Genomic DNA, 22445 nt, shown 5'->3' with positions numbered 1-22445 from the left:
CCTCGCTTCCCATGTCACCGCGCCGCCCGCTGGAAACGATCCTGTTCGACCTCGACGGTACCCTCGTGGACTCGACCAACCTCATCGCCGAGTCCTGGCGCCATACGATGAGGACCCACTTCGAGGACCCCCCTCCGGACGAGGTTTGGCTGAGGACCCTGGGCCAGCCGCTGCGGACGCAACTCGGCTACCTGGTGGACTCGGCCGAGGAAGTTCAGGCTATGGTCGACACCTACATCGACCACAACTTCCGGGAACACGAACGGCTCATCCGTTCCTTCCCGCGGGTCGCGGAGACGCTCGTTCGGCTCCGCGAGAAGGGCGTGCGCCCGGGCGTCGTTACGAGCAAGGCGAGTGCGGGAACGGCCCGGAGCCTGGCGGCGTGCGCGCTGGATCAGGCGCTGTTCGACGTGATCGTCACATCCGACGAGCCCGTGCCGCACAAGCCCGACCCGGCCCCCATCCGCCTGGCGCTGGAGCGGCTGGAAGCCGACGCCGAAACCGCCGCCTACGTGGGCGACTCGGTGTGGGACATGCGGGCGGGGCACGCGGCCGGCGTGACGACGATCGCGGCGCTATGGGGGCCGTTCTCGGAGCGGGAACTGGTGATCGAACGCCCGCACATCATGCTCGACGCGATCGAGGACATCGTCGGATACGTGGCGGGATCGGAGGTCGCCGGCTAGCCGGACGCTTCCTGCCCGTTATTCCGCGAAGGCGAGCGCCCCTCCTTCGAGCGAGCCGTTGGCCAGCGCCGCGGCGAGCGCTTCGTCGAGCGTCTCCACCAGGTGGAACTCGAGCTGCTCGCACACGTGGTCCGGGAGATCCTCCAGGTCGCCCTCGTTGACCGCCGGGAGGATGATCTCGTTGATCCCCGCGCGGGCGGCCCCGAGCACCTTCTCCTTCACGCCGCCGATCGGGAGCACCCGTCCGGACAGCGTGATCTCGCCCGTCATGGCGACGTCGTGCCGCACGGGGTGGTCGCCCAGGGCACTCACGAGGGCCACCGCCATGGCGATGCCCGCCGACGGTCCCTCCTTGGGGATGGCGCCGGCCGGGACGTGAATGTGAATCTCGTGATCCCGTAGCCGTTCCTCCGTGAGATCGAGCCCGTTCGCATGGCTGCGCGAAAAGGTGAGGGCGGCCTGCGCGCTCTCCTTCATGACGTCGCCGAGCTGCCCCGTGAGGACGAGCCCCTCCTTGCCCTTCAGGACCCTGGTCTCGACGAGCATGATGTCGCCGCCCACGGGCGTGTAGAACATCCCCGTCGCCACGCCGACCGTGTCCTCTTCCATCTTTTCGGCGGCATGCACCTTCGGCCGGCCCAGCAGTTCGCGCAGGTCGTCCGCGCCCACCGCCACCTCCGAGGATCCCGTCGCGATCTTGCGCGCGGACTTCCGGCAGACGGACCCGAGTTCGCGTTCGAGCTGCCGCACGCCGGCCTCGCGGGTGTAGCGGGTGATGATCGCACGGATCGCGCCCTCATCCACGTCGAGTTGTTCCGGGAGCAGGCCGTTCCGCCGCTTCTGCCGCGGCAGGAGGAAGCGACGCGCGATCTCGAGCTTCTCGGCTTCCGTGTAGCCGCGGAACTCGATCGACTCCATCCGGTCGCGCAGGGGGCCGGGGATCTGCTCGAAGACGTTCGCCGTGGCGATGAACAGCACCTCGGAGAGATCGAACGGCACGCCGAGGTAGTGGTCGACGAACGCCTCGTTCTGCGCCGGATCGAGCACCTCCATCAGCGCCGCCGAGGGGTCGCCCTGGAAAGACACGCCCAGCTTGTCGATCTCATCCAGGAGGAACACGGGGTTCTTCGTTCCCGCCCGCTTCAGTCCCTCGATGATGCGGCCGGCCATCGCGCCCACGTAGGTGCGTCGATGTCCCCGGATGTCCGCCTCGTCGCGCGCCCCGCCCAGCGACACGCGGACGTACTTGCGGCCCATGGCGTCGGCGATGGAACGGGCGATGGAGGTCTTGCCCACACCCGGCGGTCCGACGAAGAGCAGCGTCTCCCCCGCACGGTCGTCCTCGTATCCCGGTACCGGGTCGGCCTCCGCCTCGTCGGATTCCTCCCCATCGGGGGCCGCCGCATCCGCCTCGTCCGGCGCGTCGCCGTTCCCCGACGCCTCGGTCTCCGCGTCGTCGGCCCCCTGCGCGTCGCCGTCCGCCTCCACGTCGCCGTCCTCCAGCTCGCGAGCCTCGCGCAACCTCGCCTCTTCCTGGAGCTTCCGGACCGCCAGGAAATCGAGGACCCGGTCCTTCACGTCGCGAAGTCCGTAGTGGTCCCGTTCCAGGATCTCCTCGGCGCGAGGAATGTCGAGTTGCTCCTCGGTCGTCTCCGACCAGGGGAGGTCCGCGACGATCTCCAGGTACGTCCGCACGACTTGAGCCTCTGCGGACTCGCGCGGGATGCGCTCGAGACGCCGAAGCTCGCGGTCGACTTCCTGGCGCGCCTCCTCCGGCAACTCGAGCGCCTCGATGCGCTCGCGGAGATCGTTCGCCTCCTGGGAGTCGATGTCCTCGCCCAACTCCTTCTGGATCGCCTTCATCTGCTCCCGGAGGAAGATCTCCCGCTGCCTCTCCCCCAACTCCTCCTGGACCTGCTCGCGGATCTCCTCCTGCGCCTCCAGCAGGCCGATCTGCTTCTGCAGGTGCACCAGCAGCGAGCGCAACCGCGCCTCGACGGAGAGGGTCTCGAGGAGTTCCTGCTTCTGCTCGACCTCGAGCTCCGTGTAGAAGGCGACGAGATCGGCCAGTTCGCCGGGCGTCGACACCCCGCCCAGGAGGTGATCGACGATCTCCTTCGGGACGCCGCGCAGTCGGCTGACTTCCGCGGCTCTCTCGTGGACCTCCTTGTAGAGCGCCGCGAAGGCCCGCTCGTCAGGGTCGAGCGGATCCATGTCGTCCATCTCCCGCGCGACGACCTCGAGGTATCCGTCGCGCTCGGCATACTCGAGGGCGGCGGCGCGCGTGTCTCCTTGAATGACCATCTGGATGCCGCCGGGCACCTTCTGCATCTGGGCGATTCGGCACACGGTCCCGATGCGGTACAGGTGCTCGGGGTCCGGCCTCTCGACTTCGGCATCGAGCTGGGCGACGGCGAAGAGCAGCTTCTCCCCCGCGATCGCCCGGTCGATGGCCTTCATCGTCTTGTCCCGGCCCGCGGCGATCGGCGCGGCCACGGCGGGGAACACAACCGTACCCCTGAGGGGGAGTACCGGCAGCCGCAGGCGCTTCGAGTCGCTCTTGCGCCCGGGTTCCGTCTCTTCGGCGGGGGCCGCGGCTTCGGCGCCCTCCACCTCGGCGACCTTCATCTCGACCATAACGCCGCCGTTTTCGGCGGGCAGCGCTTCAGCCTGATCCTTGCGTCCGTTTTCTTCGCTCATGCTCGCGTAGCTTCCAACTCCTCGCGCGACGTACGTGCGCCCGTCGGATTGACGTGCGTGCGCCCGTCGGATTCGCGTCTTCCGGTGCAGGTTTCGGGCCCGCCGGTTTCGCTGGCCGGACCCCTGCATCCGCCGATCTGGCGCAACGACGCCCGTAGAGGTCTGCCGATGCGGGCGGTGTGCGTCAAGACGGCAGCCAACCGGGCTTGCTTGGCAGCCGCGCGGGACTTCGCCATCTTCAGGGTATGACGAAACAGACACTGAGTGTGGGCGCTCGCAAGGCGTCGACCGCGGAGGAGCGCTATTACCGGCGCGGGCTGGGTCTGAAGAAGGAGATCCAGCCGGTGATCGATTTCGAGTACGGGAGCGCCATCGTCTCCCTCATCAGGGAGCGGGACTTCGAGCTTCAGGCCGGGCGGATTCTCCTGCGTCTCGCGAAGAGTTCCGGCTTCTGCTACGGCGTGGACCGTGCGGTGGACTACGCATACGAGTCGCGCCGCAAGTTCCCGGATCGGCGGATCCTGCTCGTGGGCGAGATCATCCACAACCCGCACGTGAACCGCCGGCTCCAGGAGATGGAGATCGAGTTCCTCTATCCGTCCGACGCCGGGGAGTTCGACTTCAGCGGCGTCACCGAGGACGACGTCGTGATCATTCCGGCCTTCGGTGTGACGCTGCACGATTTCGAGGCGTTGCGGGCCCTCGACTGCATTCTCGTCGACACGACGTGCGGCTCGGTGCTCAACGTGTGGAAGCGGGTGGACGGCTACGCCCGCGATGGTTTCACCTCGATCATCCACGGCAAGCACTGGCACGAGGAGACGAGGGCGACGAGTTCCCAGGTCCTGAAACACGAGAACGGGAAGTTCCTCATCGTACGCGACATGGAGCAGGCCCAGCTCGTCTGCGCGTATATCCGCGGAGATGGGGAACGGCTTTCCTTCATGCAGTCGTTCGCGGAGTCGGTGTCCGACGGGTTCGATCCCGACCTCCATCTCGGGAAGATCGGCGTCGCCAACCAGACGACGATGCTGGCCTCCGAGTCGTTGGCGATCGCGGCGGAACTCGGCGAGGCGATCGTGGATCGGTGGGGGCCGGAGGAGATGACGGACCGGTTCCGCAGCTTCGACACGATCTGCTCGGCGACGCAGAAGCGGCAGGACGCCGTGAAGGAAATGATGGAGGATCCGCCGGACCTCATGGTCGTGATCGGCGGCTACAACTCCTCGAACACGAACCAGCTCGCGTACCTCTGCGGGCTGTACACGACGACGTATCACATCGAGGACGCCGCCTGCATCGACACCGTGCGGGGACGCATCAGCCACAAGCGGATCGGAACCGATGAGACGGTGACGGAATCCGCCTGGCTGCCGGACGGCAACATCAGCATCGGCATCACGGCGGGCGCCTCCACGCCGAACTCGAAGCTCGGGGAGGCCGTGGAGCGCATCCTGAGGGGCACGGGCTACGACCCTTCCAGCCTCCTGAAGCCCTGACCGTCGCGGCGGCGCTCAGCCGCCGGCGAGCGCGGCCCGGAAACGGGCCTGAAGCAGGACGCCGTCCCGCGGCGGATATGAGCCCGATTCGGCGCTGAGCGCGATCTTCGCCACGCACAGAACCGGACCTTCCTCCGCGAACAGGGTACCCGCCAGTGCCTCGACGTCCGTCCTCGCGGACCCCTCCCCGACTTCGCCGCCGACCGTGAAGGCGGCGTCGATGCCGGCCCCGCGCGCGATCGCGGCGATATCCGTCTTCCCCCCGGTGAGCCCCGCCTGACATCCCGTCTCGCCGAACGCCTCGTTGTCGAGCACGAGGAGGGCGAGGTTGGAGGGGGCCTGAGCGGCGATCGTGGCGAGGCTCCCCACCCCCATCAGCATCTCCGCGTCCCCCGTGACGACGAGTACCCGCCGGGCCGGCTGCGCGAGGGCGACACCGAGCCCCAGCATCGCGGCTCCGCCCATCGCGCCCCAGAAGTAGAAGTTCAGCGGCGAGTCGCCCGCCGCGTGACAGTCCCACGCCGGGGAACCGAGTCCCGCGACGACGGCAGCGTCGCCGCGCCGCTCCAGGATTCCCCCGACGAGCGCGCGCCGGTCCAGTCTCGCGTGCCGGTCCAGTCTCGCGTGCCGGTCCGGTCTCCCGTCCCGCATCAGTCTCCGTCCACGAACGACTTGGCGCCGATGATGCGCTGGCTGACGAGCACCGCGGCGGGGCGTCCCGTCCGCTGCGCCCGCCCGGCGGCCTCCGCGAACGCCGGCGCCACCCCGGAGGCGGCCTCCGGACGGAACACGTCCACACCGAGGGCGGCGAGGAGATCGGGCACCGCGCGCCCCACGGGGACCTGCCACGGGTTCCGCTCCTCGTCTTCGCCGCGCATGGACACGAGAAGGAGACACGGAATCCGGCACACGTTCGGGAGTCCGAGCATGTTCACGATGTTGCCGACCCCGCTCGACTGGATGGCGACGGCCGCGAGTTCGCCGCCGAGCCACGTTCCGCAGGCGAGGGCGATCCCCTCCTCCTCCGTCGTGAGCGTGATGAGTCGGATCGCGGGGGCCGCCTCGCACAGCTCGAGGAATCTCCCGAGACCGGCGTCCGGTACCGTGGCGACGTGACGGATGCCGAGGCCCGGGAGCGATCGGAATACCTGCTCCCCCCAATCGGCGTCATCTGAGTCTTCCGCGTCGCGATGCGGCGGGATGTCCGGGTCGTCCATTGTGCTCACGTCGGAGAATATGTCGCCCCGTTCCGCCCGGAGCCATCGGCGGGAGCCATCGCGGCGGCCGCCGGCAACCCGTACCCTCCGTCCCGTCCCTTCGATCGATGGAACCCGGATGGAAACCGGCCCACGTGTTCACGAGTTCCGAATACGGCTACGAGGCGATCCGGGAGGGCGTCCGCACCCTGTGCGAGCGCTTTCCGGGCGAGTACTGGCGTGAGCGGGACCGTGAGAGCGCCTACCCGACCGCCTTCATTGAGGCGCTGACCGAGGCGGGATATCTCGCGGCGCTCATCCCCGAGGCATACGGCGGGGCCGGACTCGACCTGAGGGCGGCGTGCGTCATCCTCGAGATGATCCAGCGCACCGGGTGCAACGGGGCCGCCTGCCACGCCCAGATGTACATCATGGGCACCCTGCTCAGACACGGCAGCGAGGCGCAGAAGCGGCGGTACCTGCCCCGGATCGCGGCGGGGGAGTTGCGTCTGCAGGCTTTCGGCGTGAGCGAGCCGACCTGCGGCACGGACACGACCCGGATCGCGACGACGGCCGAGCGCGACGGCGACGCGTATGTGATCCACGGACAGAAGACCTGGATCTCCCGCTCCGAACACTCCGATCTCATGCTCCTGCTCGCGCGCACGACCCCTCGCGAGGAGAGCGCGAAACCCACGGCGGGGATGTCCGTGTTCCTCGTCGATCTGAGGAACGAGGTCGGAAAGTCCGTCACGATCCGGCCCATCGAGACGATGATCAACCACTCCACCACCGAGGTTTTCTTCGACGGACTGCGCGTGCCCGCGGCGAACCTCATCGGCGAGGAGGGAAAGGGGTTCCGCTACATCCTCGACGGGCTGAACGCGGAGCGCGTGCTCATCGCTGCGGAGTGCGTGGGGGACGCGCGGTTCTTCGTGGAGCATGCCGCGGAGTACGCGAAGGGCCGCGAGGTGTTCGGACGCCCCATCGGGCAGAACCAGGGCATCCAGTTTCCCATCGCCGAAGCCCACATGAAGACGGAAGCGGCGGCGCTCATGGTCGAGCGGGCGGCGTCGCTGTTCGACGACGGGGCGCCGTGCGGAGCCGAGGCGAACATGGCCAAGTACCTCGCATCGGACGCCTCGTGGGCCGCGGCCGACATGTGCATGCAGACATACGGGGGCTTCGCCTTCTCCACCGAGTACGACATCGAACGCAAGTTTCGCGAGACCCGGCTGTACCAGATCGCGCCGATCTCCACGAACCTGATTCTCTCCCACGTGGCGACCCACGTCCTGGGTCTCCCGAAGTCGTTCTGAGCGGGAGGGGACCGGCGGTGAAGGGAGATGCCGGCGGCTGGGACGCCTGGATCGGCCGTAGCGACGAGGCCGTGGACCGGGCCTCGCTCGCGCTCGTACGCGGGATGCTCGCCACGCTGGACCGGGATCCGGACGGCGCGGTCGACGGCGATCCGCTGCCGCCGCTCTTCCACTGGATGTACTGTCGGGAAGTGGCGCCCGGCAGCCGACTCGATAGCGACGGCCACCAGAAGCGTGGCGACTTCCTGCCGGCGCTGCCCTTCTCACGCCGGATGTGGGCGGGCGGACGGCTCGCCTTCGACGGGAGCCTGCGGATCGGAGAGAGGGTCCGCCGCCGCTCGACCATCCGGTCGATTACGCCGAAGACCGGTCGAAGCGGGCCGCTCGTCCTCGTCACCGTCCAACACCGGGTCTCGGGCGCGGTGGGCGAGATCGTCGAAGACCAGGACCTCGTCTTCCTCGAGCGGCCCACCGAACCGCTGAAGCTGCCCGCGGTCCCCGGTCCCGAGGACGAGATGGCGTGGTCCGAGCCGGTCACGCCGGACATCGCGATGCTGTTCAGGTTCTCGGCGCTCACCTTCAACGCGCACCGCATCCACTACGACCGGAGCTACGCGCGCGACGTCGAGATGTACCCCGATCTCGTCGTGCACGGGCCGCTGACTGCGCTCCTCCTCGCGGACCTGGCGACCCGGCGGTCCGGGCGGGCGCTGCGGACGCTGGCCTTCCGCGCCCGCCGCCCCATGTTCGTCGACCGGCGGATCACCGTTCAGGGCCGGCGGGTCGAGAACCAGGTCGACCTCAGGGCGCTGGACGACACGGGCGCCGTCGCGATGTCCGCCGACGCCACGCTGGCCTGACGGCCGCCACGGTGGCCTGACGGGCGGCCACCATCCGCTCGAAGGCCGCCCTCCGCTCGAAGGCCGCCCCCCGCTCGAAGGCCGCTGCTCAGCCCCCCAGGGCGTGCTGGAGGACGATGACGCCGATCGCCGCGACCAGCACACCGCCGGCCCGCCACAGCCCGGCGCCCATCCCCAGCGCCGTGTCCATCCCCTTCTGCGCGAGTCCGGGCATTAGTGCGTAGACGCCGCCCTTCGCCAGCGCCAGCCAGCCGTAGACGGTGAGGATCGTCGGCACGCCGCCCCACACGTTGTGGAAGGCGACGATGAAGGATCCGACCACCATGGCGAGGAACGCGACCGTCAGGCTGCCGGCCGCACCCTTCGACTGGAGGTGCTCGATGAACGCCCTCCAGTCCGCCGGACGCAGGACGTAGGACACCCCCAGGGCGATGAGGTTGATCGACACGAACACTTCCACTGCCCGAGTGAGGTCTTCCATCGGTTCCTCCCTTTCTCAGCTACGGGCCAAATGCCACGATCGGACCCGGCCGCATGTCCTTTACCGTATCGCTTTACCTTCCCTGTCGCCTCCGCGCCGGGCTCGGCGGCGTCACGTCTCCGCCAGCGCCGCCACGGCGCGCTCGTTGTCCTCGAGCGTGTTGTAGAAATGAGGGGAGAATCGGACGAGGGGCCCGCGATGGTCGACAATCACGTCGCGCGCGGCGAGGTGACGCACGGCGGCGGCCGCGTCCTCCTCATGTTCGACGAGGACGAGGGCGGATCGCGCCGCCGGATCGGAAGCCTGGTGGAGCCGGTAGCCGAGATCCGACAGTCTGTCCCGCAAGTCGTTCGCCAAGAGCCGGTTACGGCGCTGGATCGCCGGGATACCGTACTCCAGGACGATGGACAGCCCCCCGGCGGCCGTGTACGCGACGCCTGCCGCGGGGGTCCCGAGCTCGAAGCGCCTGGCGTCCGCCCGGGGGGTCGCATCGCGAATGTCGAAAAGAAACTGGTTTTCAACACCGAACCACGAGAGCGTGACCGGATCGAGGCGCACGGAGGGGTTCACATGGAGATAGGCCATGCCCGGCCCGCCGCAGAGCCACTTGAGCGCGCCGCCGACGAGGAAGTCCACCCCCAGGGCGCCCGCGCCGATCGCGAGTTGTCCATTTGATTGATACGCGTCTAGCAGAATGAACGCTCCTGCCTCGTGGGCGATGCGGGTGAGTTCGGCCGCGTCCTGCGTGTTGCCGCTCGTGAAGAAGACGTGCGAGGTCGCGAGCAGCGCGGTGCGTTCGTCCACGGCGGCGCGGATCGATTCCAGGGGGACGTGGATCCCGTCTGGACTCGGCACGATCTCCACGTCGAGTCCGTTCGCCCGCTGCGACAGGAAGTGATGACCGACCGTCGGGAAGTCGAGTTCCGTGAGCACGACCTTGTTGCGGCCCGTGCCCCGGACGTCCGCCGCGATGGCCCCCCAGACCACGGACACCGCCGCCGAAACGCTCGACATCAGCGCGATCGTGTCGGCGTCCGCCTCGATGGTCTTCCCGAACAACCTCCGGACTTCCTCGAGCTTGGCGACCCAGATCTCGTACCAGGCGCCCGCGCCCATCTCGTGCCACAGGTCCTCGAAGCGCCGGCGCTCCTCGACGGAGCGGAGGGAGAGCGCGCCGAGGGAGTTGGAGTTGAGGTATGCCTTGCGGGAGAGGATCGGGAACTGGTCCCTCACCTCGTCGATGCGATCGTCGAGCGGCAGTGCGGGCTCCGCTACTCCCGCCGCGGCGGCCGGGCTGGCCGATCCCGGCTCCGCCGGAATATCGTGTTTCGCCATGGATGATCCGTCACCGTCGGCCCCGGAGAGGGGGCCGCTTCTCGATTTCGAGGCAGGTCAGACGCTCGAGCGGCGCGACCGCAAACACGCCGGTCCCGGTGGCGAGCCGGACTGCCCCCGGTGCGACGCCCGCATGGTGCGCTGCGTCGAGCAACACCGGGCCCCCCGCTCCGACGACTCGCCGTTCCGGGTACGACTCGTGTGCCCGGCGACCGACTGCGGCGCGTGGACTTCCTACAATTGGTAAGAGGGGTCGACCCCGACAACCCGCCCGTTACCACTCCATGTCGGGCAGCACCTCTCCCTGGAGCCGGAACATCTCGTTGATGGTGTGGGCCGCGGCGCGAACGGGGACTACCACGACGACTCCATCCGGCCCGCACCACATGTCGTGGGACGCTCTGCGCTGACGGCCCCCACGAGCCGTGGGTGGCCGACATCATCTACGTCCGTTTAACGCGGACATCTCCAGCTTGACGACCACCGCGGATATCATTTGATCTCCGTCATCTAGTCAGACGACATCTAGTCAGATGACAGCCATTTGGACGACTTGTGTGGTCCCCTGCCCCACCCGTCTAATGGCTGCCACGTCGGTAAGATCCCATTTCCCAAAGGGGGCGCGATATGAGCAGATACACCCGAGTTGTAGCCGCCGTCTGCTTCTGACGCTGTCTTCAATGTTCACGGGGACGCTTCCCGCGTTGGCTGCCCCGACCGTTGAGGGCGCCCCGTCGGCCGCGGTCTCGGCTACACTCTCCGTTGACGGCGTATGCACGATCAGCGCGTGGGCCAACGGGAGTTCCCACCGCACCCTCGCGGCTACACCGTGTTGGCTGCTCGGGGCTGCTATGGCTGCCGTCTGCGCGCTATGCGTTGGAACGATCGCTAATCCCATTCCTGGCGATGAGCTTGTGGCGTGCCAAGCCTGTGCTGCAGCATGGTTGGCACTCGAGCAGGAAGGGTGTCTGGACTGACGAGCGGAAGGTCGGGTACGGGTCGCCTCGCTAAGCGTAAGTTGTGTGATACGGTGAGGGTCATCCTTCTCGGGCTCTGGCTCGTCTCACCAGCGTCGGCTGCGCCCTTCGAGGCGCAGCCGACGCTCTTGGACCCTACCATTAGCGTTGCGATAGGTGGGATCGACCAGGAGCTGATCGGAGTGCGTGATATGTACTACGCACCCTCCGGTGACCTCGTGATCCTAGACCGTGACGAGGTGGTCGTGTTGGATCCCGAGGGGGAGATAAAGCACGTATGGGGCCGGATGGGAGGCGGGCCCGGTGAATTCACCTCACCGATAGCGATAGCTGCTAACGATTCAACCGTCTTCGTGGCCGAACGCGACAAGGTGGGAGCATTTAGCCTAGATGGTGATTTCATCGAGAACCTCCGCGTCGGCAACCCCACAAGGTTTGTTACGGACGTGGCGCTCGCGGGGGATGAACCAATCGCTCTCGTCCTGGCCGTCATGGGTCAGACCGAAGTGGTCGCCCTCGCCGATAACCGTACTCTTGCGACCGTATCGGTTACCTTTCAGCCTGGCGTCATTTTCGCGGCCCTGCCGTCGATAGCCGCCCTTGACGATGGACGATTTGTAGTGGCCCAAGGAGACACGTACGCTGCGCGAGTGTTGAATTTCGGTACCGCCCAAGAGGTGGGATTGATCTCGCGTGACGTGGATATCAGACCCGTGACCGACGCCTTCCGCGACAAGATGCTACGATACCTTGAGAATCCTGCGTCGGCGCCAGGGGGCTGGGCGGCGTGGGTAGGAGCAGAGCCCGCACCTTCCGCCCTCTTGTCGCAAATCCGGTTCGCCGAGACGTTCCCCGCTGTGTCGAAGATGTTCCAAGGGCCGGCAGATGCGCTGTGGGTCCAGCGCGGTGCCGGGGTGGGCGACGACCTAGCTGAGTCCGTCGATCCGCCATCCGGCGAGTACACGGCCTTCGATCTGTTCGACTTGGAGGACTACGGGTACTTGGGGGTTGTGCGGTTGCCTGGTGACTTCCAGCCAGTAGCGGCCAACGAGACCCGCTTGGCTGGGGTCGTGACCTCGGGTCTCGCGCCGACACTCAGAGTGTTCGAGGTGTCGTTTCCACCTTGAATTCGCCGCCCCACGTAAGCCTACCCTAACGTTGCCCCGATTCGAACAGTCGGTCACGCGCGTTCCGGACGGTTCAAGCGCTCGCTTGCGGGCAACTCGGACAGGGGGATGGCCGAGCACGTTATCTTCAGCGTCGAGAACGGCGTGTCCGTCTACTTCCGCGATCCGCGCAGCCCCCCGGCAGCGCGGGACAAGCGAAAACACCGGCGGCTTGCTGCACCAAACGGCGTTGCCGAGCGGTTCATCCGAACCGTTAAGCAGGAATGCACGTATCTCGACGACTTCAGAGGCCCGATGAGGCCCGGCACATACACAGGGAGATGCTTCGATGTTCGAAGCGAGGAGAGTTGAGACTCGGGACGACCGTTGTGTCGTCGACCTCCAGGAGGTTGAGTTTCGCTATCCGAAGTTCCGGCTTGGTCCACTCAGTTTGCGGATTCGGCCCGGCGCCGCTGTGGCGCTTGTGGGACCGAACGGCGCGGGAAAGACGACGCTCCTCGGCATCCTCTCCGGCCACCGCGCCATTTCGGCGGGCAGCGCAAGGATATTGGGAAAGGAGCGGGACCGGGTGGACCCGACGCTCCGCGAGCACGTGGCGATCCTTCCGACCCAGCTCCTGGGGCTCCGATGGATGAGCGTGGGCGAGCACTTCGATTTTCTCTCCCATTTCTACTCCGGCTGGGACATGGCGAAAGCGCGGGAAATGGCCAAGAGGCTGGATCTCAGGCTGGCCGACCACCTCCGGGCGCTCTCCCGCGGACAGAGCTTGAAGGTCTCCCTCTGCGCGGCCTTGGCACAGGGAGCAAAGCTCCTCCTCTTCGACGAGCCCACGGCGGGCCTCGACCCGGTGGCCAGGCACGAGGCGCTCCAGCATATTCTGTCCTACACGCGGCAATTCCCCGATGTTGCGGTCGTTTTTGCAACGCACATACTCGAGGATCTGGACGAAATCCCGTTCACCTGTCTTCTCGTCCTGCGGGAGGGCAAGGCCCTAAATCCATCGGGGGATGGCGCGCTGGAGCCGAGTGACGCCGGCATTCGCGAGACGGCGAAGCGACGGTTGCTGGGAGCGGTGGGGCGATGAGGCGCGCTGTCGTCCTTAGACTCGCTCGCCTTCATGTGTACCGGACCGTGAAGCCGATGTGGAAGGTGGGATTGGCGGCGGGCGTCGTCATGGTGCTTCCGCTCGTGTTCTTGGGTGCACTGAGTCGGGATCTCACGGTCGGAGTGCCCACCGGGTTGCTCATTCTCCTGCCCGTGAGCCTGGCCTATAACGTGACCGGCGAGAAGATTGATGGTTCCCTCCGTTTTCTGGCCTCCTTGCCCGTCACGGGCCGGGAACACGCCGCGAGCCGCCTTGTGGCCATCGCCATTCTGGCCATGCCGGTGGTGATCCACTTGGCGACGCTGCTCCCGCTCTTCGGACTGATGGCCGCTCCCGGAGCGTTCGTTGTCGCGGTCGGCGCGGGTATGGCCGCGGTCCTGGTGTCCCTGCTGGGAGTGGCGCTCCAGTACAGGCTTTCGGGTCAGAAGGCCCGGTCCATGTTTTCTATCCTCGCACTCGCCGTTGTAGCCTTGATGTGGATGTCGACGTTGTTCGAGGGATGGATGGCGGCGGTCCTCACCCCGGCGGGCATCGCGACTCTCTCGCTGGTCCCGGCGATGGGAGTGGTCGCCGGCAGCTGGTACGCCTTGCGCACCATCGCTCGGTTGGCCCCCGTCTACGAACGCGAACAGGACGAATTGACGACCGCTGGTTAGGTCGGTCGGTCGGGACTCGACCGGAGCTCCGTTCGTCACCACTCCATGTCGGGCAGCACCTCTCCCTGGAGCCGGAACATCTCGTTGATGGTGTGGACCGCGGCGCGGTAGGAATCCGTGGTGGGATCGAGCAGGAGCGCCTGGAGCAGCGTCCCGCGGGAGCCGTCGGCGAAGGCGTCAACGAGGAGGCGGTTGATCGACGTCTGGGTCCGAAGCAGTCCCAGGATCCCCTCGGGAAGCGGTTCCATGACGGCGGGGTGCAGCCCGTTCGCGTCGGCGCGGGCGGGAACTTCCACCACGGCTCCGTCCGGCAGGCCGGGCACGTAACCCTCGTTGGGGACGTTCACCGCGTCGAGGTGGGTGTCGACGCCGCACAGCACGCCCTCGAGAAGGGGCACGGCCAGCTCGCCGGACGGCAGCAACTCGCCCGCTGCCCCGACCTCGCCCTCCCCGCCGGTGTCGTCGCCGTCGTCTCTCACCCGCTGTAGCGGGGCATCCGGAAAGGCCGGCACGTCGGTGGGATTCTCGCCGAGGTTGTAAAGCCAGGTGGGCGTCTCTCCCGTCTCCCATGGTGTGCCCTGCACGGGGTCGTGGAAGAACTGGAGGAGGCTGCTGCCGAGGAATTCCCGCGCCCATCCCAGGTACTCGCCGATATGGTTCGCCCCGGGGCTGGGATACCGGCCGAAGACCCGGAACAGGATCCGACTCAGCGCGATCTCGTCCCAGTCGTGGAGCCAGTGCGCCTCCCGCTCGCGCCGCCGGAGTCGCGGGTAGAGATCCTCGCCGGTCTCGCGGTCGCGCACGGATTCGAACCAGCTGAAGTGGTTGAGCCCGCTCGCCCGCGCGTCGAGGCGCTCCACCGGCAGTTCCAGGAGGCGCGCCATCTGTTCCGTCCCGTGGAAGACGCCGTGGCAGAGTCCGACGACGCGCACGGATGAGAGCCGGCTCTGGGCTTCGCACAGCTTCGTGAGCGGGTTCGTGTAGTTGATGAGCCACGCCTCGGGGCAGTGCACCTCCATCGCCCGCGCCAACTCGACCGCCGGACCCATGTTGCGGAGGGCGTGGAAGAGGCCGCCCGGGCCGCCGTTCTCCCCGTAGATCTGGGAGGAGCCGAACATGCGGGGGACGTGGAAGTCCTGGGCCCAGTAGAAGTAGCGGTTCATTTCGATGGCGAGGACCACCGCGCGGGCGCCGGGGAGCGCCGCTTCGAGGTCCGTCGTCGCGGACACGGCGACCTGCCGGCCCAGCCGCTCCGCGACCGCCTCCGCGTACGCCCGCGTGCGGGGGAGTTCCGAGGGGTCGATATCGACGAGCACCAGGCTCAGGTCGCGGCCGCAGAGGGCGTCGCTCAGGAGCACGTCGCGTATCGAGGCGGGGCCGAACTCGCGGCTGCCGGCCCCGACCAGCACGATCCCGAGGTCGTCGTTCACGGCGAAGTCCCCTCGGGCGCTGCGGCTGTATCGGCGTGCGCGATCCGGACGGTCATCGCGCCGGCGACCAGAGACACGGCGAGCAGGAGCGAGCCCACGCCGGCCCGGCCCGTGAGCAGGTGCCCGACGCCGAGGAGGCTCGCGTAGACGAAGAGCGCGCCGAGCAGGAAGCCCGGCCACATGCGGCTCGCGGGCGGGTCGGCGGAGCGGACGCCGGTGCGCTCCGCCACATGGTCCCACCAGCCGCCCGGGTGCACCCGCCGGTAGAAGCGGTCGAGCACTTCGTCCGACTCGGGCCGGGTCGCGAGCACGACGGCGAGCCAGAGCGCGGTGCAGGCGATGAGGATGATCACCGCCCGGATGAGGTCCATCTCCGGCGCGTAGAAGCCGTCGGCCACCCCGACCGCCGCAGCGGGCAGCACCGGCTCGAGCGCGCCGACCAGGACGCGCCCGTTCGCCAGGAGCACCGAACCGGCCATGGCGGCGATCTCGGCCCACGCGTTCACCCGCCACCAGTACCAGCGCAGGAGCCAGACGAGCGCGACCCCGGCCGTGAGTTCGATGATGTAGATCCACCCCCTCTGGATCGACTCCATCTGCCAGGCCACGCCCGCCGCGACCACCGCGAGCAGCACGACCATGACCCGCGACGCCGCCACGTAGTGCCGCTCGGAGCGGTCCTTCCTCAGAAATCGGCGGTAGACGTCGTTCACCATGTACGACGCCCCCCAGCAGAGGTGCGTGTCCATCGTGCTCATGAACGCGGCGAGGAAGGTGGCGACCATCAGCCCCCTGAGCCCGGCCGGCATGAGTTCCCGGATCATCATCGGATAGGCGAGTTCGGGGTCGGCGGCGAGCGCCGGATCCATGGCCGTCGGCGGGAAGACGAGGAGCGACCCGAGGCCCACCACGATCCACGGCCAGGTGAGGAGGACCGTTCCCGCGAAGGCGAACCACAGCGAAGCCTTCACGGCCTGCCGTTCGTCCCGCGTCGCGAACAGGCGCTGGGCCACGTAGCCGTCGCCCTGCCCGCTCCTCAGCCACAGGACGCCGATGAGGCACAGGAAGGAGACGATCTCTAGCGAGGACGCGGTCCCGGCGGACGGCACGAGGTCGAGGGCGCCGGGCGGCGCCTCCGGAACGTCGCGCACCGCCTCCGCCATCGCCGCCGGACCGCCGAAGCGCGTGAGCACGATCCCCGCCAGCGTCATCGCCCCGAGCATGCCGGCGACGAACTGGAGGAGATCGGTGACGACGACGCCCCAGAGTCCCGACGCGACCGTGTAGGCCAGCGCGAGTCCGACGCAGACGGCAAGGGTCAGGGCGGGGTCCCACCCGAGGAGCACGCGGCTGAACTTCACCATCGCCAGCATGACCCAGCCCATGACGACGGCGTTCTTGAGGAGGCCCTGGTAGACCGCGGAGAAGCCCCGCAGCGCGCGTGCCGGAGCCCCGCCGTAGCGGATCTCGATGACCTCCGCGTCCGTGAGGACCCCCGCCCGCCGCCACAGGCGCGCATAGAAAAACGTCAGCATGAGGATCCCCGCCGCCTCGTACCACCACAGCCAGTTCCCGTACACCCCCTGCCGGCGCACGAGGGCGGCCGTCGCGAGCGGGGCGTCCGTCGCGAACCACGTCGCCGCGATGGACGTGCCCGCGAGCCACCAGGGAAGCGAGCGGCCCGCGATGAAATAATCCTCGACGCTGCCGCTCGCCCGCCGGGCGAAACCGAACCCGATGGCGAGGACGATCGAGCCGTAGATGCAGACGACGATCCAGTCGAGCGTGGTCAACGCCACCCGTCAGCGGTCTCCGTCCGGTGCGGGCGCCGATGCCCCGCGAGGCGTGAGGACGTTGGAGAGGATGCGGTAGGCGCCCGGCACTCCGTAGGGCAGTTGCCGGTGGAGGGCGAGCGCGAGATAGGTGTAGCGCCCCTCGCCGACGGGGGCGGTGAGCCAGACGCCCTCCTGCGGGGCCTGGCCCGTGTCGTGCGTCTCCACGAGCGGCGTGTACGCCGGATCCCAGTCGGAGAAGAACTTGGAGCCGCGCTGCTCGATCCACCCGTCGAAATCCGCTTCGGCGAGACGGTTGGGCGCGGCCATGAAGGGGTGGTCGGGACGGAGCAGGCGGACGGGCGCGTCCTCCTCCGACACTTCCTCCGCTCCCCGGGGGAGGGAGGCCGGATACGGCGCCATCGCGGACGGCACGTACTCCTGCGTCTGGTAGAGGACGACGACGTGCCCGCCCGCGCGGGCGTACTCCAGGAGACGCGGGTTGTACTCGACGAGGTCTTCGCGCACGGCGTAGGCGCGCGTGCCCACGACGATCGCGTGGAATCCCGCCTCGTCGCCGGAACCGGTGCCGGCGGCCGGATCCAGCTCCGCGAGGGCGGCTTCGTCCAGGAGTTCGACCGTGGCGCCGAGCGCTTCGATCCCGGACGGGACTTCATCCCCGACGCCCATCACGTACCCGACCCGGACGCCGTCGAGTCGGGCGACGTCCACAGACCGCGCCGTGGTCCGGGCGGGGCGCCAGAGCCGCGCAAGCGGCAGGTCCCGGTGCTCGATCGTCCCGTACCCTCGGCGATAGTCCGTCCCCCGCGCGCGGGCCACCGCCGCGATCTCCTCCTCCCCTCGCCATCCGGCCGGAGGCGCGATGAGGAACGCCGCGTCCACGACCTCGCCCGGACCGCGGAAGTCGTGCTCCACGATGGCGGGAGTGCCGGGGACCGTCGTCCACCCCTCGGGCAGCTCGAGACGAACGGTGGCGGAGAGCGGCGCCGCGTTCGCCACGACCCGCGTACGCACCTCCATGGACGCCGCCGCACGTTCCGAGGCCGAGTCGATGTCGCCACCCGCGCCGTTGACGGGCACGATGCCGACGCCCGGCGCGAGGGAGACGGCGAGGGCCGGGAGCGTCTCCACCCTCCGCGTCACGGAGCCGTAGGGCAGACGCGAGACCGGGGCCGTCACCGGAACCGTATGCGCGATGGTCTGCCCCCCGATGGCGAGTTCGACGCCCGCTGCCAGCGCCGGCCGCCGCCACGGGAGGTGAAGGTCCGCCGAGTCCGATACCTGGTAGTGGTTCTCCGACACATCCCCGCGTCCGAAGTACGGAGCGGCGGGTGTGGCCGGAACCCGGACCTCGAGCGGCTCCGTCAAGACGTCCGGCAGACGGGCGACCCCGCTTGACGACGCCAGCGTCTCGCCGCCGCGGCTCTCGATCCAGGTGCTGAACCCGCCCTCCGCGGCCTCCGGTGGCTCGACCCGGAGGCGGATCGCGGCGGGCTGGCCCGGCGTCAGGACCGCCTCGCCGCGACCGGCTGGGCCGCCCGCGAGTTCCGCGGACACGGTGGTTCCGCTCGCCGCCAGAATCGCGTCCTCGAACTGCCGTTTCTTCAGGGAGAGATGAAACCGCGTCTCCGGAGCGTCCGGGAGCGCGGCGACCGCCGCCCGAACCCACCCCAGCCCGCGAGCGAGGTCGGCCACGGCGTGCTCCGGATCGCGGAAGTCGAACGTCTCCACCACGGCGCCGACGAGGCGGTCAAGCTCGGCGAGCAGCGAATCCGCCTCCGGAGAGGCCGCCTCGCCCAGGAGCGCGGGAAGTCCTCTCAGCGTCGTGTCGAGTCCCTCGAAGAACGACCCCGCGACACCCGCCGTCGCCTCCGCCCCGTCACCGGTCCCGTCAAGGCGTGCGTAGAGGTAGCGGCCGCCGCCCGTTCGCACGCGTCCCGCCGTCTGGGAACGCTGGAGGCCGAGTCCCCGGCTGGCCCAGCGCTGGTAGGTATCGCCGAGCCACGGGCTCGTTCCGGTCGCATTCACCTCCACGTCGTGTGGCTCGTCGACGCGAAGCCCCCCGCGGAAGGTACGGAGGACCCACCAGGGCCGGAGTCCCTCTCCGGCGATCTGGCGCGGGAAGCGCGTCGGATCCGCGGCCGCCGCCACCGCTTCCGGCGTCAGCAGCCCCGCGGCGTGGTGGTGGCCGTGTCCGTCCCGCGCCGAACCGTGGAAGCGGCTCACGACGACGAGCGGGCGGTTGAGGCGGATGACGCGGACCATGTCCTCGAGCACGGCCTCGCGGTCCCAGCTTCGGAAAGCTTCGTCCACGGACTTCGAGTAGCCGTAGTCGACCGCCGTCGTGAAGTAGAGGTCGTCGAGGCCGTAGTACCGCCCGGAGAGAACGAGTTCGCGGGTCCGGATCAGCCCGAGGCCGTCGAAGAGTTCGGGGCCGATCGCGTTTGCGCCGGCCTCGCCGCGGTTGAGGCTGAGGAGAGCCGTCCGCGCGCCCCACCCCCGGCTGGCCAGGGTAAGCATGCCGGCGTGTTCGTCGTCGGGGTGCGCGGTGACGTGGAGCAGACTCGCCGTCGTGGCGAGTTTGCGGATGCGGTGCCAGGCCCCCATCGCCCCGCGGTCCACGTCCAGTCGTTCCTCTCCGACCGGGGCGGGGAAGGCGAGGACGCGATCCGGCCCCCGACCGGTGGGGCCCACTTGCCCGACCGCCGCCGTGGCCCCCGCGAGCGTCGCCAGAACCGCAAGCGGAAGGACGGCGCCGAATCCGCATTGCCTGTGAGCGATCATGGATCATCCAGGTCGGTGGGTCCGCATTCGCATCGTGCCCGCGAGCGGAAGCCCCGGCAAGGAGGCCTTGCGAGCGAGCCCAGCCCGCCGATACTCAAACGGATCGCTTCCACGGCCGCCAACCCAGGATCCGATGACAGACCCGGACATCAAGATCACGGTTGAGGGAACCCCGAACCCGCACGCGGCGAAGTTCGTCCTGGATCGCGATATCCTCGGCGAGGGGAGCCGCAGCTACTTCGATCCCGAATCCGCCGCCGAGGACCCGCTGGCGGCGCGCCTGTTCGAGGTCGATGGCGTCCGGGCCCTGCTCATCGTCGAGAACTTCATCACGGTGACGAAGACCGCCACGCTCGATTGGCCGGAGTTGTTGGACGAGATCGAGGCGGCGATCCTGAAAGCGCTCTCCACGCACCAGTAGCGTTTCGCCTGACGCCTCGAGCGGCGGATGCCAGCGTCTGCGCGAATCCTGCGGCTGCCGGAGGTGCAGCACTGGACGGGCCTATCCCGGAGCACCATCTATGTGCGGCTGGACCAGCGGCTCTTCCCGAGCCCGGTGTCGCTGGGTGCGAGGGCGGTCGGTTGGATCGAGTCGGAGGTGGACGAGTGGATCCGGGTGCGCACGCGGAGAGCAGGGACTGCGCCGAATGAGCCAGGTCCATCAAGAGCCATACCGAGTTGCCAGATCAAAGGCGGTTTTCTCGCCCTCCTGCGGGTTTGCGTAGATAACCGCTTCCTGCTTGGCTTGGAGGTCGGGGTCGAAAATGACCCATCGTGCCGATTCCATCGACTTATTATTCAGTATGTCCGTTACGGCAACCACTTGCGAAAGCTCAACCAGAGCGACGACGAAGGCGGCGTCGATCGTCTCCCGCGTCTTGCGGTTTTCCAGGAAATTGCCAAGGCAATACTCCAGCTTGCCGCGCTTGGGTTGTCTTGCATCGTACACAAACGCGAGGATATGCCGTCGCTCTCGGCGCGCCCGCTCCCGTGCCTGGTCAAGCGATCCGATCGGAGGTCGGTCCCCGAACAACCCGCTCTCGGAAGGCATCGCCTCCGGGTCGGTGACCGCGTTTAGCAACCGGGCGGTCAACCATTTTCGTACCATCTCATCGAATCGATCACCATAACGCGGAGTCTCAGTGGACGTGCGGAACACCGGCTCGCCTGAGAGCCGAATGACGAGTTCGTCGCCCACCTCCCGCACTTCGCACTTGACCGACAGCACAGCGTCATCCGAGCCGGGCATGACCCAGCCGAGCGTGTTCCTCCCCGAATCTCCCGTGACGTGGAAACCGCCCTGCCTTCGGTGCATTGGAAACCCGAGCAACTTCGTCGTGTCGTCATGGACGCGCTGGATCTGTTTCAGAGCATCCCCAAGTCGATTTTCCCTTTCCGATCGTCGTCGCATCGCCTCGGTGTCCATCACTTCACGAATGGCGTTCAGATCATCCTCCGGCGTGCCGCTGTCCAAAGGACGCGGCTCCATCACCTGGTCTAGCCTAGCGAGCATCGCATCGGCCGTCGTGAACCGATCCGCGATTCTCGGAGTGAAAGCGTGGTCAAATAGTGGCAGCAACCGTGGCAAGCGGGCACCGACGGCCGGTTCGAGAATTGCGAGCGCTTCGCTTCGCTGGTGAGGAAGGCGACCTTCGGCATCCTGTAGGATGTTCGGGTCCCGGCCCGTCAGCACATAGAAGAAGATACCGGCGGCAAACGACAGATCCGAGCGGGGATCCTGTTTGAGGAGACTCCCAGCAGAGAGTTCGGGTAAGCGGAGGAATCGGTTCCCGATCTCCTGTCCGTCGACCGTTTCGAACTCGATATCCGGCATTCGGTGGAAATTGAGACCGAAATCCAGCAGCATCGGACGTGTCGGGTCGTCGTCGGCCAAGATGATGTTGTCCGGCTTGACGTCTCGATGGACGACGTCCCGAGCGTGACACTGGCGGAGAGTTAAGAGCAGCGACCGGGTCAGCTGGACAGCCACGCCAAGGTCAACGCTCTGGCGCTCGTCCCGCCACTTGCGCAGTGTCGCTCCGACGATGAACTCGGTTGCGATGTAGGGCTCGACCTCGGCTCTTCCGTGCAGATGAGCATTGCTCTCGATCAGTCGAGGCGCACCCGCGGTACGAACCGTGTCGTAGGCGGCCGCCTCTCGAAAGAACCGCATGCGCCGCTCGGCGTCATTCTTGGACTTAATTACCTTGAGACATGCCTCCCGACCGTCTGAGGCGCGGTGCGCTCGGTAGGCGTTACCCTGTCCGCCACTGCCGAGCTTAACCGCCTCGGTCCAGCGATCGCGCCACCGCGCGCAGTCGGTCCACGTCTCGTCGTTCACGTCTCGGGGCTCGTCGTCAAGGGGCATCGATGGCGTGGCTTCCAGATTGAATTCTATCGCCTACCGCGCGTGGCGGGATCCGTCACGAATAACGGTAACAGAGAGCTCCTTCCACCCCCAAGTGGGCGACCGACATGGCTCCGGGGGCGCAACGCG

At 67.9% G+C, this 22445-nt stretch carries 18 protein-coding genes and 1 pseudogene; 10 read left to right on the top strand and 9 right to left on the bottom strand.

Features of this window, described 5'->3' with window-relative positions:
- Window positions 1-11: 11 nt before the first annotated feature.
- Complete coding sequence (locus ACQY5G_RS03400; protein WP_428277008.1) at window positions 12-686, top strand: HAD family hydrolase; 675 nt, start codon at window positions 12-14, stop codon at window positions 684-686.
- Window positions 687-704: 18 nt separating this feature from the next.
- On the opposite strand, the gene lon is transcribed toward ACQY5G_RS03400, so the two are convergent.
- On the bottom strand, window positions 705-3386 hold the full coding sequence (gene lon / locus ACQY5G_RS03395; protein WP_428277006.1) for an endopeptidase La: 2682 nt from the start codon (window positions 3384-3386) through the stop codon (window positions 705-707).
- A 245-nt stretch (window positions 3387-3631) separates the two neighbouring features.
- Between lon and ACQY5G_RS03390 the strand changes: the two genes are divergently transcribed.
- The gene (locus ACQY5G_RS03390; protein WP_428277004.1) at window positions 3632-4885 is read left to right on the top strand and encodes a 4-hydroxy-3-methylbut-2-enyl diphosphate reductase; all 1254 of its coding nucleotides are present in this window, start codon (window positions 3632-3634) and stop codon (window positions 4883-4885) included.
- 15 nt (window positions 4886-4900) lie between these two features.
- Here ACQY5G_RS03390 and ACQY5G_RS03385 read toward each other — a convergent pair whose 3' ends face one another.
- Both ACQY5G_RS03385 and ACQY5G_RS03380 read right to left on the bottom strand, forming a co-directional pair.
- The gene (locus ACQY5G_RS03385; RefSeq protein WP_428277002.1) at window positions 4901-5536 is read right to left on the bottom strand and encodes a thiamine pyrophosphate-dependent enzyme; all 636 of its coding nucleotides are present in this window, start codon (window positions 5534-5536) and stop codon (window positions 4901-4903) included.
- The gene (locus ACQY5G_RS03380) at window positions 5536-6102 is read right to left on the bottom strand and encodes a thiamine pyrophosphate-binding protein (RefSeq protein WP_428278636.1); all 567 of its coding nucleotides are present in this window, start codon (window positions 6100-6102) and stop codon (window positions 5536-5538) included. The genes ACQY5G_RS03385 and ACQY5G_RS03380 overlap by 1 nt, the downstream gene beginning before the upstream one ends.
- A gap of 134 nt (window positions 6103-6236) precedes the next feature.
- Between ACQY5G_RS03380 and ACQY5G_RS03375 the strand changes: the two genes are divergently transcribed.
- Together ACQY5G_RS03375 and ACQY5G_RS03370 are read left to right on the top strand one after the other, a co-directional pair.
- Window positions 6237-7400: an acyl-CoA dehydrogenase family protein gene (locus tag ACQY5G_RS03375; RefSeq protein ID WP_428277000.1), complete on the top strand. Its 1164-nt coding sequence runs from the start codon at window positions 6237-6239 to the stop codon at window positions 7398-7400.
- Window positions 7401-7417: 17 nt separating this feature from the next.
- The gene (locus ACQY5G_RS03370; protein WP_428276998.1) at window positions 7418-8260 is read left to right on the top strand and encodes an FAS1-like dehydratase domain-containing protein; all 843 of its coding nucleotides are present in this window, start codon (window positions 7418-7420) and stop codon (window positions 8258-8260) included.
- Between the two features lie 88 nt (window positions 8261-8348).
- Here the strand turns inward: ACQY5G_RS03370 and ACQY5G_RS03365 are convergent, their stop codons facing one another.
- Together ACQY5G_RS03365 and ACQY5G_RS03360 are read right to left on the bottom strand one after the other, a co-directional pair.
- Window positions 8349-8741, bottom strand: coding sequence for a hypothetical protein (locus ACQY5G_RS03365; RefSeq protein WP_428276996.1), 393 nt, complete (start codon window positions 8739-8741; stop codon window positions 8349-8351).
- Window positions 8742-8852: 111 nt separating this feature from the next.
- On the bottom strand, window positions 8853-10076 hold the full coding sequence (locus ACQY5G_RS03360) for an aminotransferase class V-fold PLP-dependent enzyme (RefSeq protein ID WP_428276994.1): 1224 nt from the start codon (window positions 10074-10076) through the stop codon (window positions 8853-8855).
- A gap of 1030 nt (window positions 10077-11106) precedes the next feature.
- Between ACQY5G_RS03360 and ACQY5G_RS03355 the strand changes: the two genes are divergently transcribed.
- From ACQY5G_RS03355 to ACQY5G_RS03340, 4 genes are all read left to right on the top strand, one after another.
- On the top strand, window positions 11107-12180 hold the full coding sequence (locus ACQY5G_RS03355; RefSeq protein WP_428276992.1) for a hypothetical protein: 1074 nt from the start codon (window positions 11107-11109) through the stop codon (window positions 12178-12180).
- 108 nt (window positions 12181-12288) lie between these two features.
- The gene (locus ACQY5G_RS03350; protein ID WP_428276990.1) at window positions 12289-12531 is read left to right on the top strand and encodes a hypothetical protein; all 243 of its coding nucleotides are present in this window, start codon (window positions 12289-12291) and stop codon (window positions 12529-12531) included.
- On the top strand, window positions 12509-13264 hold the full coding sequence (locus tag ACQY5G_RS03345) for an ATP-binding cassette domain-containing protein (RefSeq protein ID WP_428276988.1): 756 nt from the start codon (window positions 12509-12511) through the stop codon (window positions 13262-13264). The genes ACQY5G_RS03350 and ACQY5G_RS03345 overlap by 23 nt, the downstream gene beginning before the upstream one ends.
- A 56-nt stretch (window positions 13265-13320) precedes the next feature.
- Entirely contained in the window at window positions 13321-13941 is a 621-nt protein-coding gene (locus tag ACQY5G_RS03340; RefSeq protein ID WP_428276986.1) for a hypothetical protein, read from the top strand.
- 35 nt (window positions 13942-13976) lie between these two features.
- Here ACQY5G_RS03340 and ACQY5G_RS03335 read toward each other — a convergent pair whose 3' ends face one another.
- Genes ACQY5G_RS03335 through ACQY5G_RS03325 form a run of 3 tightly spaced genes read right to left on the bottom strand, consistent with a single transcriptional unit; the run spans window position 13977 to window position 19948 of the window.
- Window positions 13977-15371: an alpha-galactosidase gene (locus ACQY5G_RS03335; RefSeq protein WP_428276984.1), complete on the bottom strand. Its 1395-nt coding sequence runs from the start codon at window positions 15369-15371 to the stop codon at window positions 13977-13979.
- The gene (locus tag ACQY5G_RS03330; protein ID WP_428276982.1) at window positions 15368-17170 is read right to left on the bottom strand and encodes a sodium:solute symporter family protein; all 1803 of its coding nucleotides are present in this window, start codon (window positions 17168-17170) and stop codon (window positions 15368-15370) included. Before ACQY5G_RS03330 ends, ACQY5G_RS03335 begins: the two co-directional genes overlap by 4 nt.
- A 3-nt stretch (window positions 17171-17173) precedes the next feature.
- The gene (locus ACQY5G_RS03325) at window positions 17174-19948 is read right to left on the bottom strand and encodes a PIG-L family deacetylase (RefSeq protein ID WP_428276980.1); all 2775 of its coding nucleotides are present in this window, start codon (window positions 19946-19948) and stop codon (window positions 17174-17176) included.
- A gap of 133 nt (window positions 19949-20081) precedes the next feature.
- Between ACQY5G_RS03325 and ACQY5G_RS03320 the strand changes: the two genes are divergently transcribed.
- Together ACQY5G_RS03320 and ACQY5G_RS03315 are read left to right on the top strand one after the other, a co-directional pair.
- Window positions 20082-20369, top strand: a complete 288-nt coding sequence (locus ACQY5G_RS03320) for a NifU N-terminal domain-containing protein (protein WP_428276978.1) — start codon at window positions 20082-20084, stop codon at window positions 20367-20369.
- 27 nt (window positions 20370-20396) lie between these two features.
- Window positions 20397-20564, top strand: a pseudogene (locus ACQY5G_RS03315) (helix-turn-helix transcriptional regulator); the annotation flags it as partial.
- Between the two features lie 45 nt (window positions 20565-20609).
- Here the strand turns inward: ACQY5G_RS03315 and ACQY5G_RS03310 are convergent.
- Window positions 20610-22289: a protein kinase domain-containing protein gene (locus ACQY5G_RS03310; protein WP_428276976.1), complete on the bottom strand. Its 1680-nt coding sequence runs from the start codon at window positions 22287-22289 to the stop codon at window positions 20610-20612.
- Window positions 22290-22445: the final 156 nt, after the last annotated feature.

The organism is Candidatus Palauibacter sp., assembly GCF_965261555.1.
Lineage (GTDB): Bacteria > Gemmatimonadota > Gemmatimonadetes > Palauibacterales > Palauibacteraceae > Palauibacter.
The sequence above is the reverse complement of the archived record's forward strand: the minus strand, read 5'-3'. Positions and strand labels throughout refer to the sequence as shown.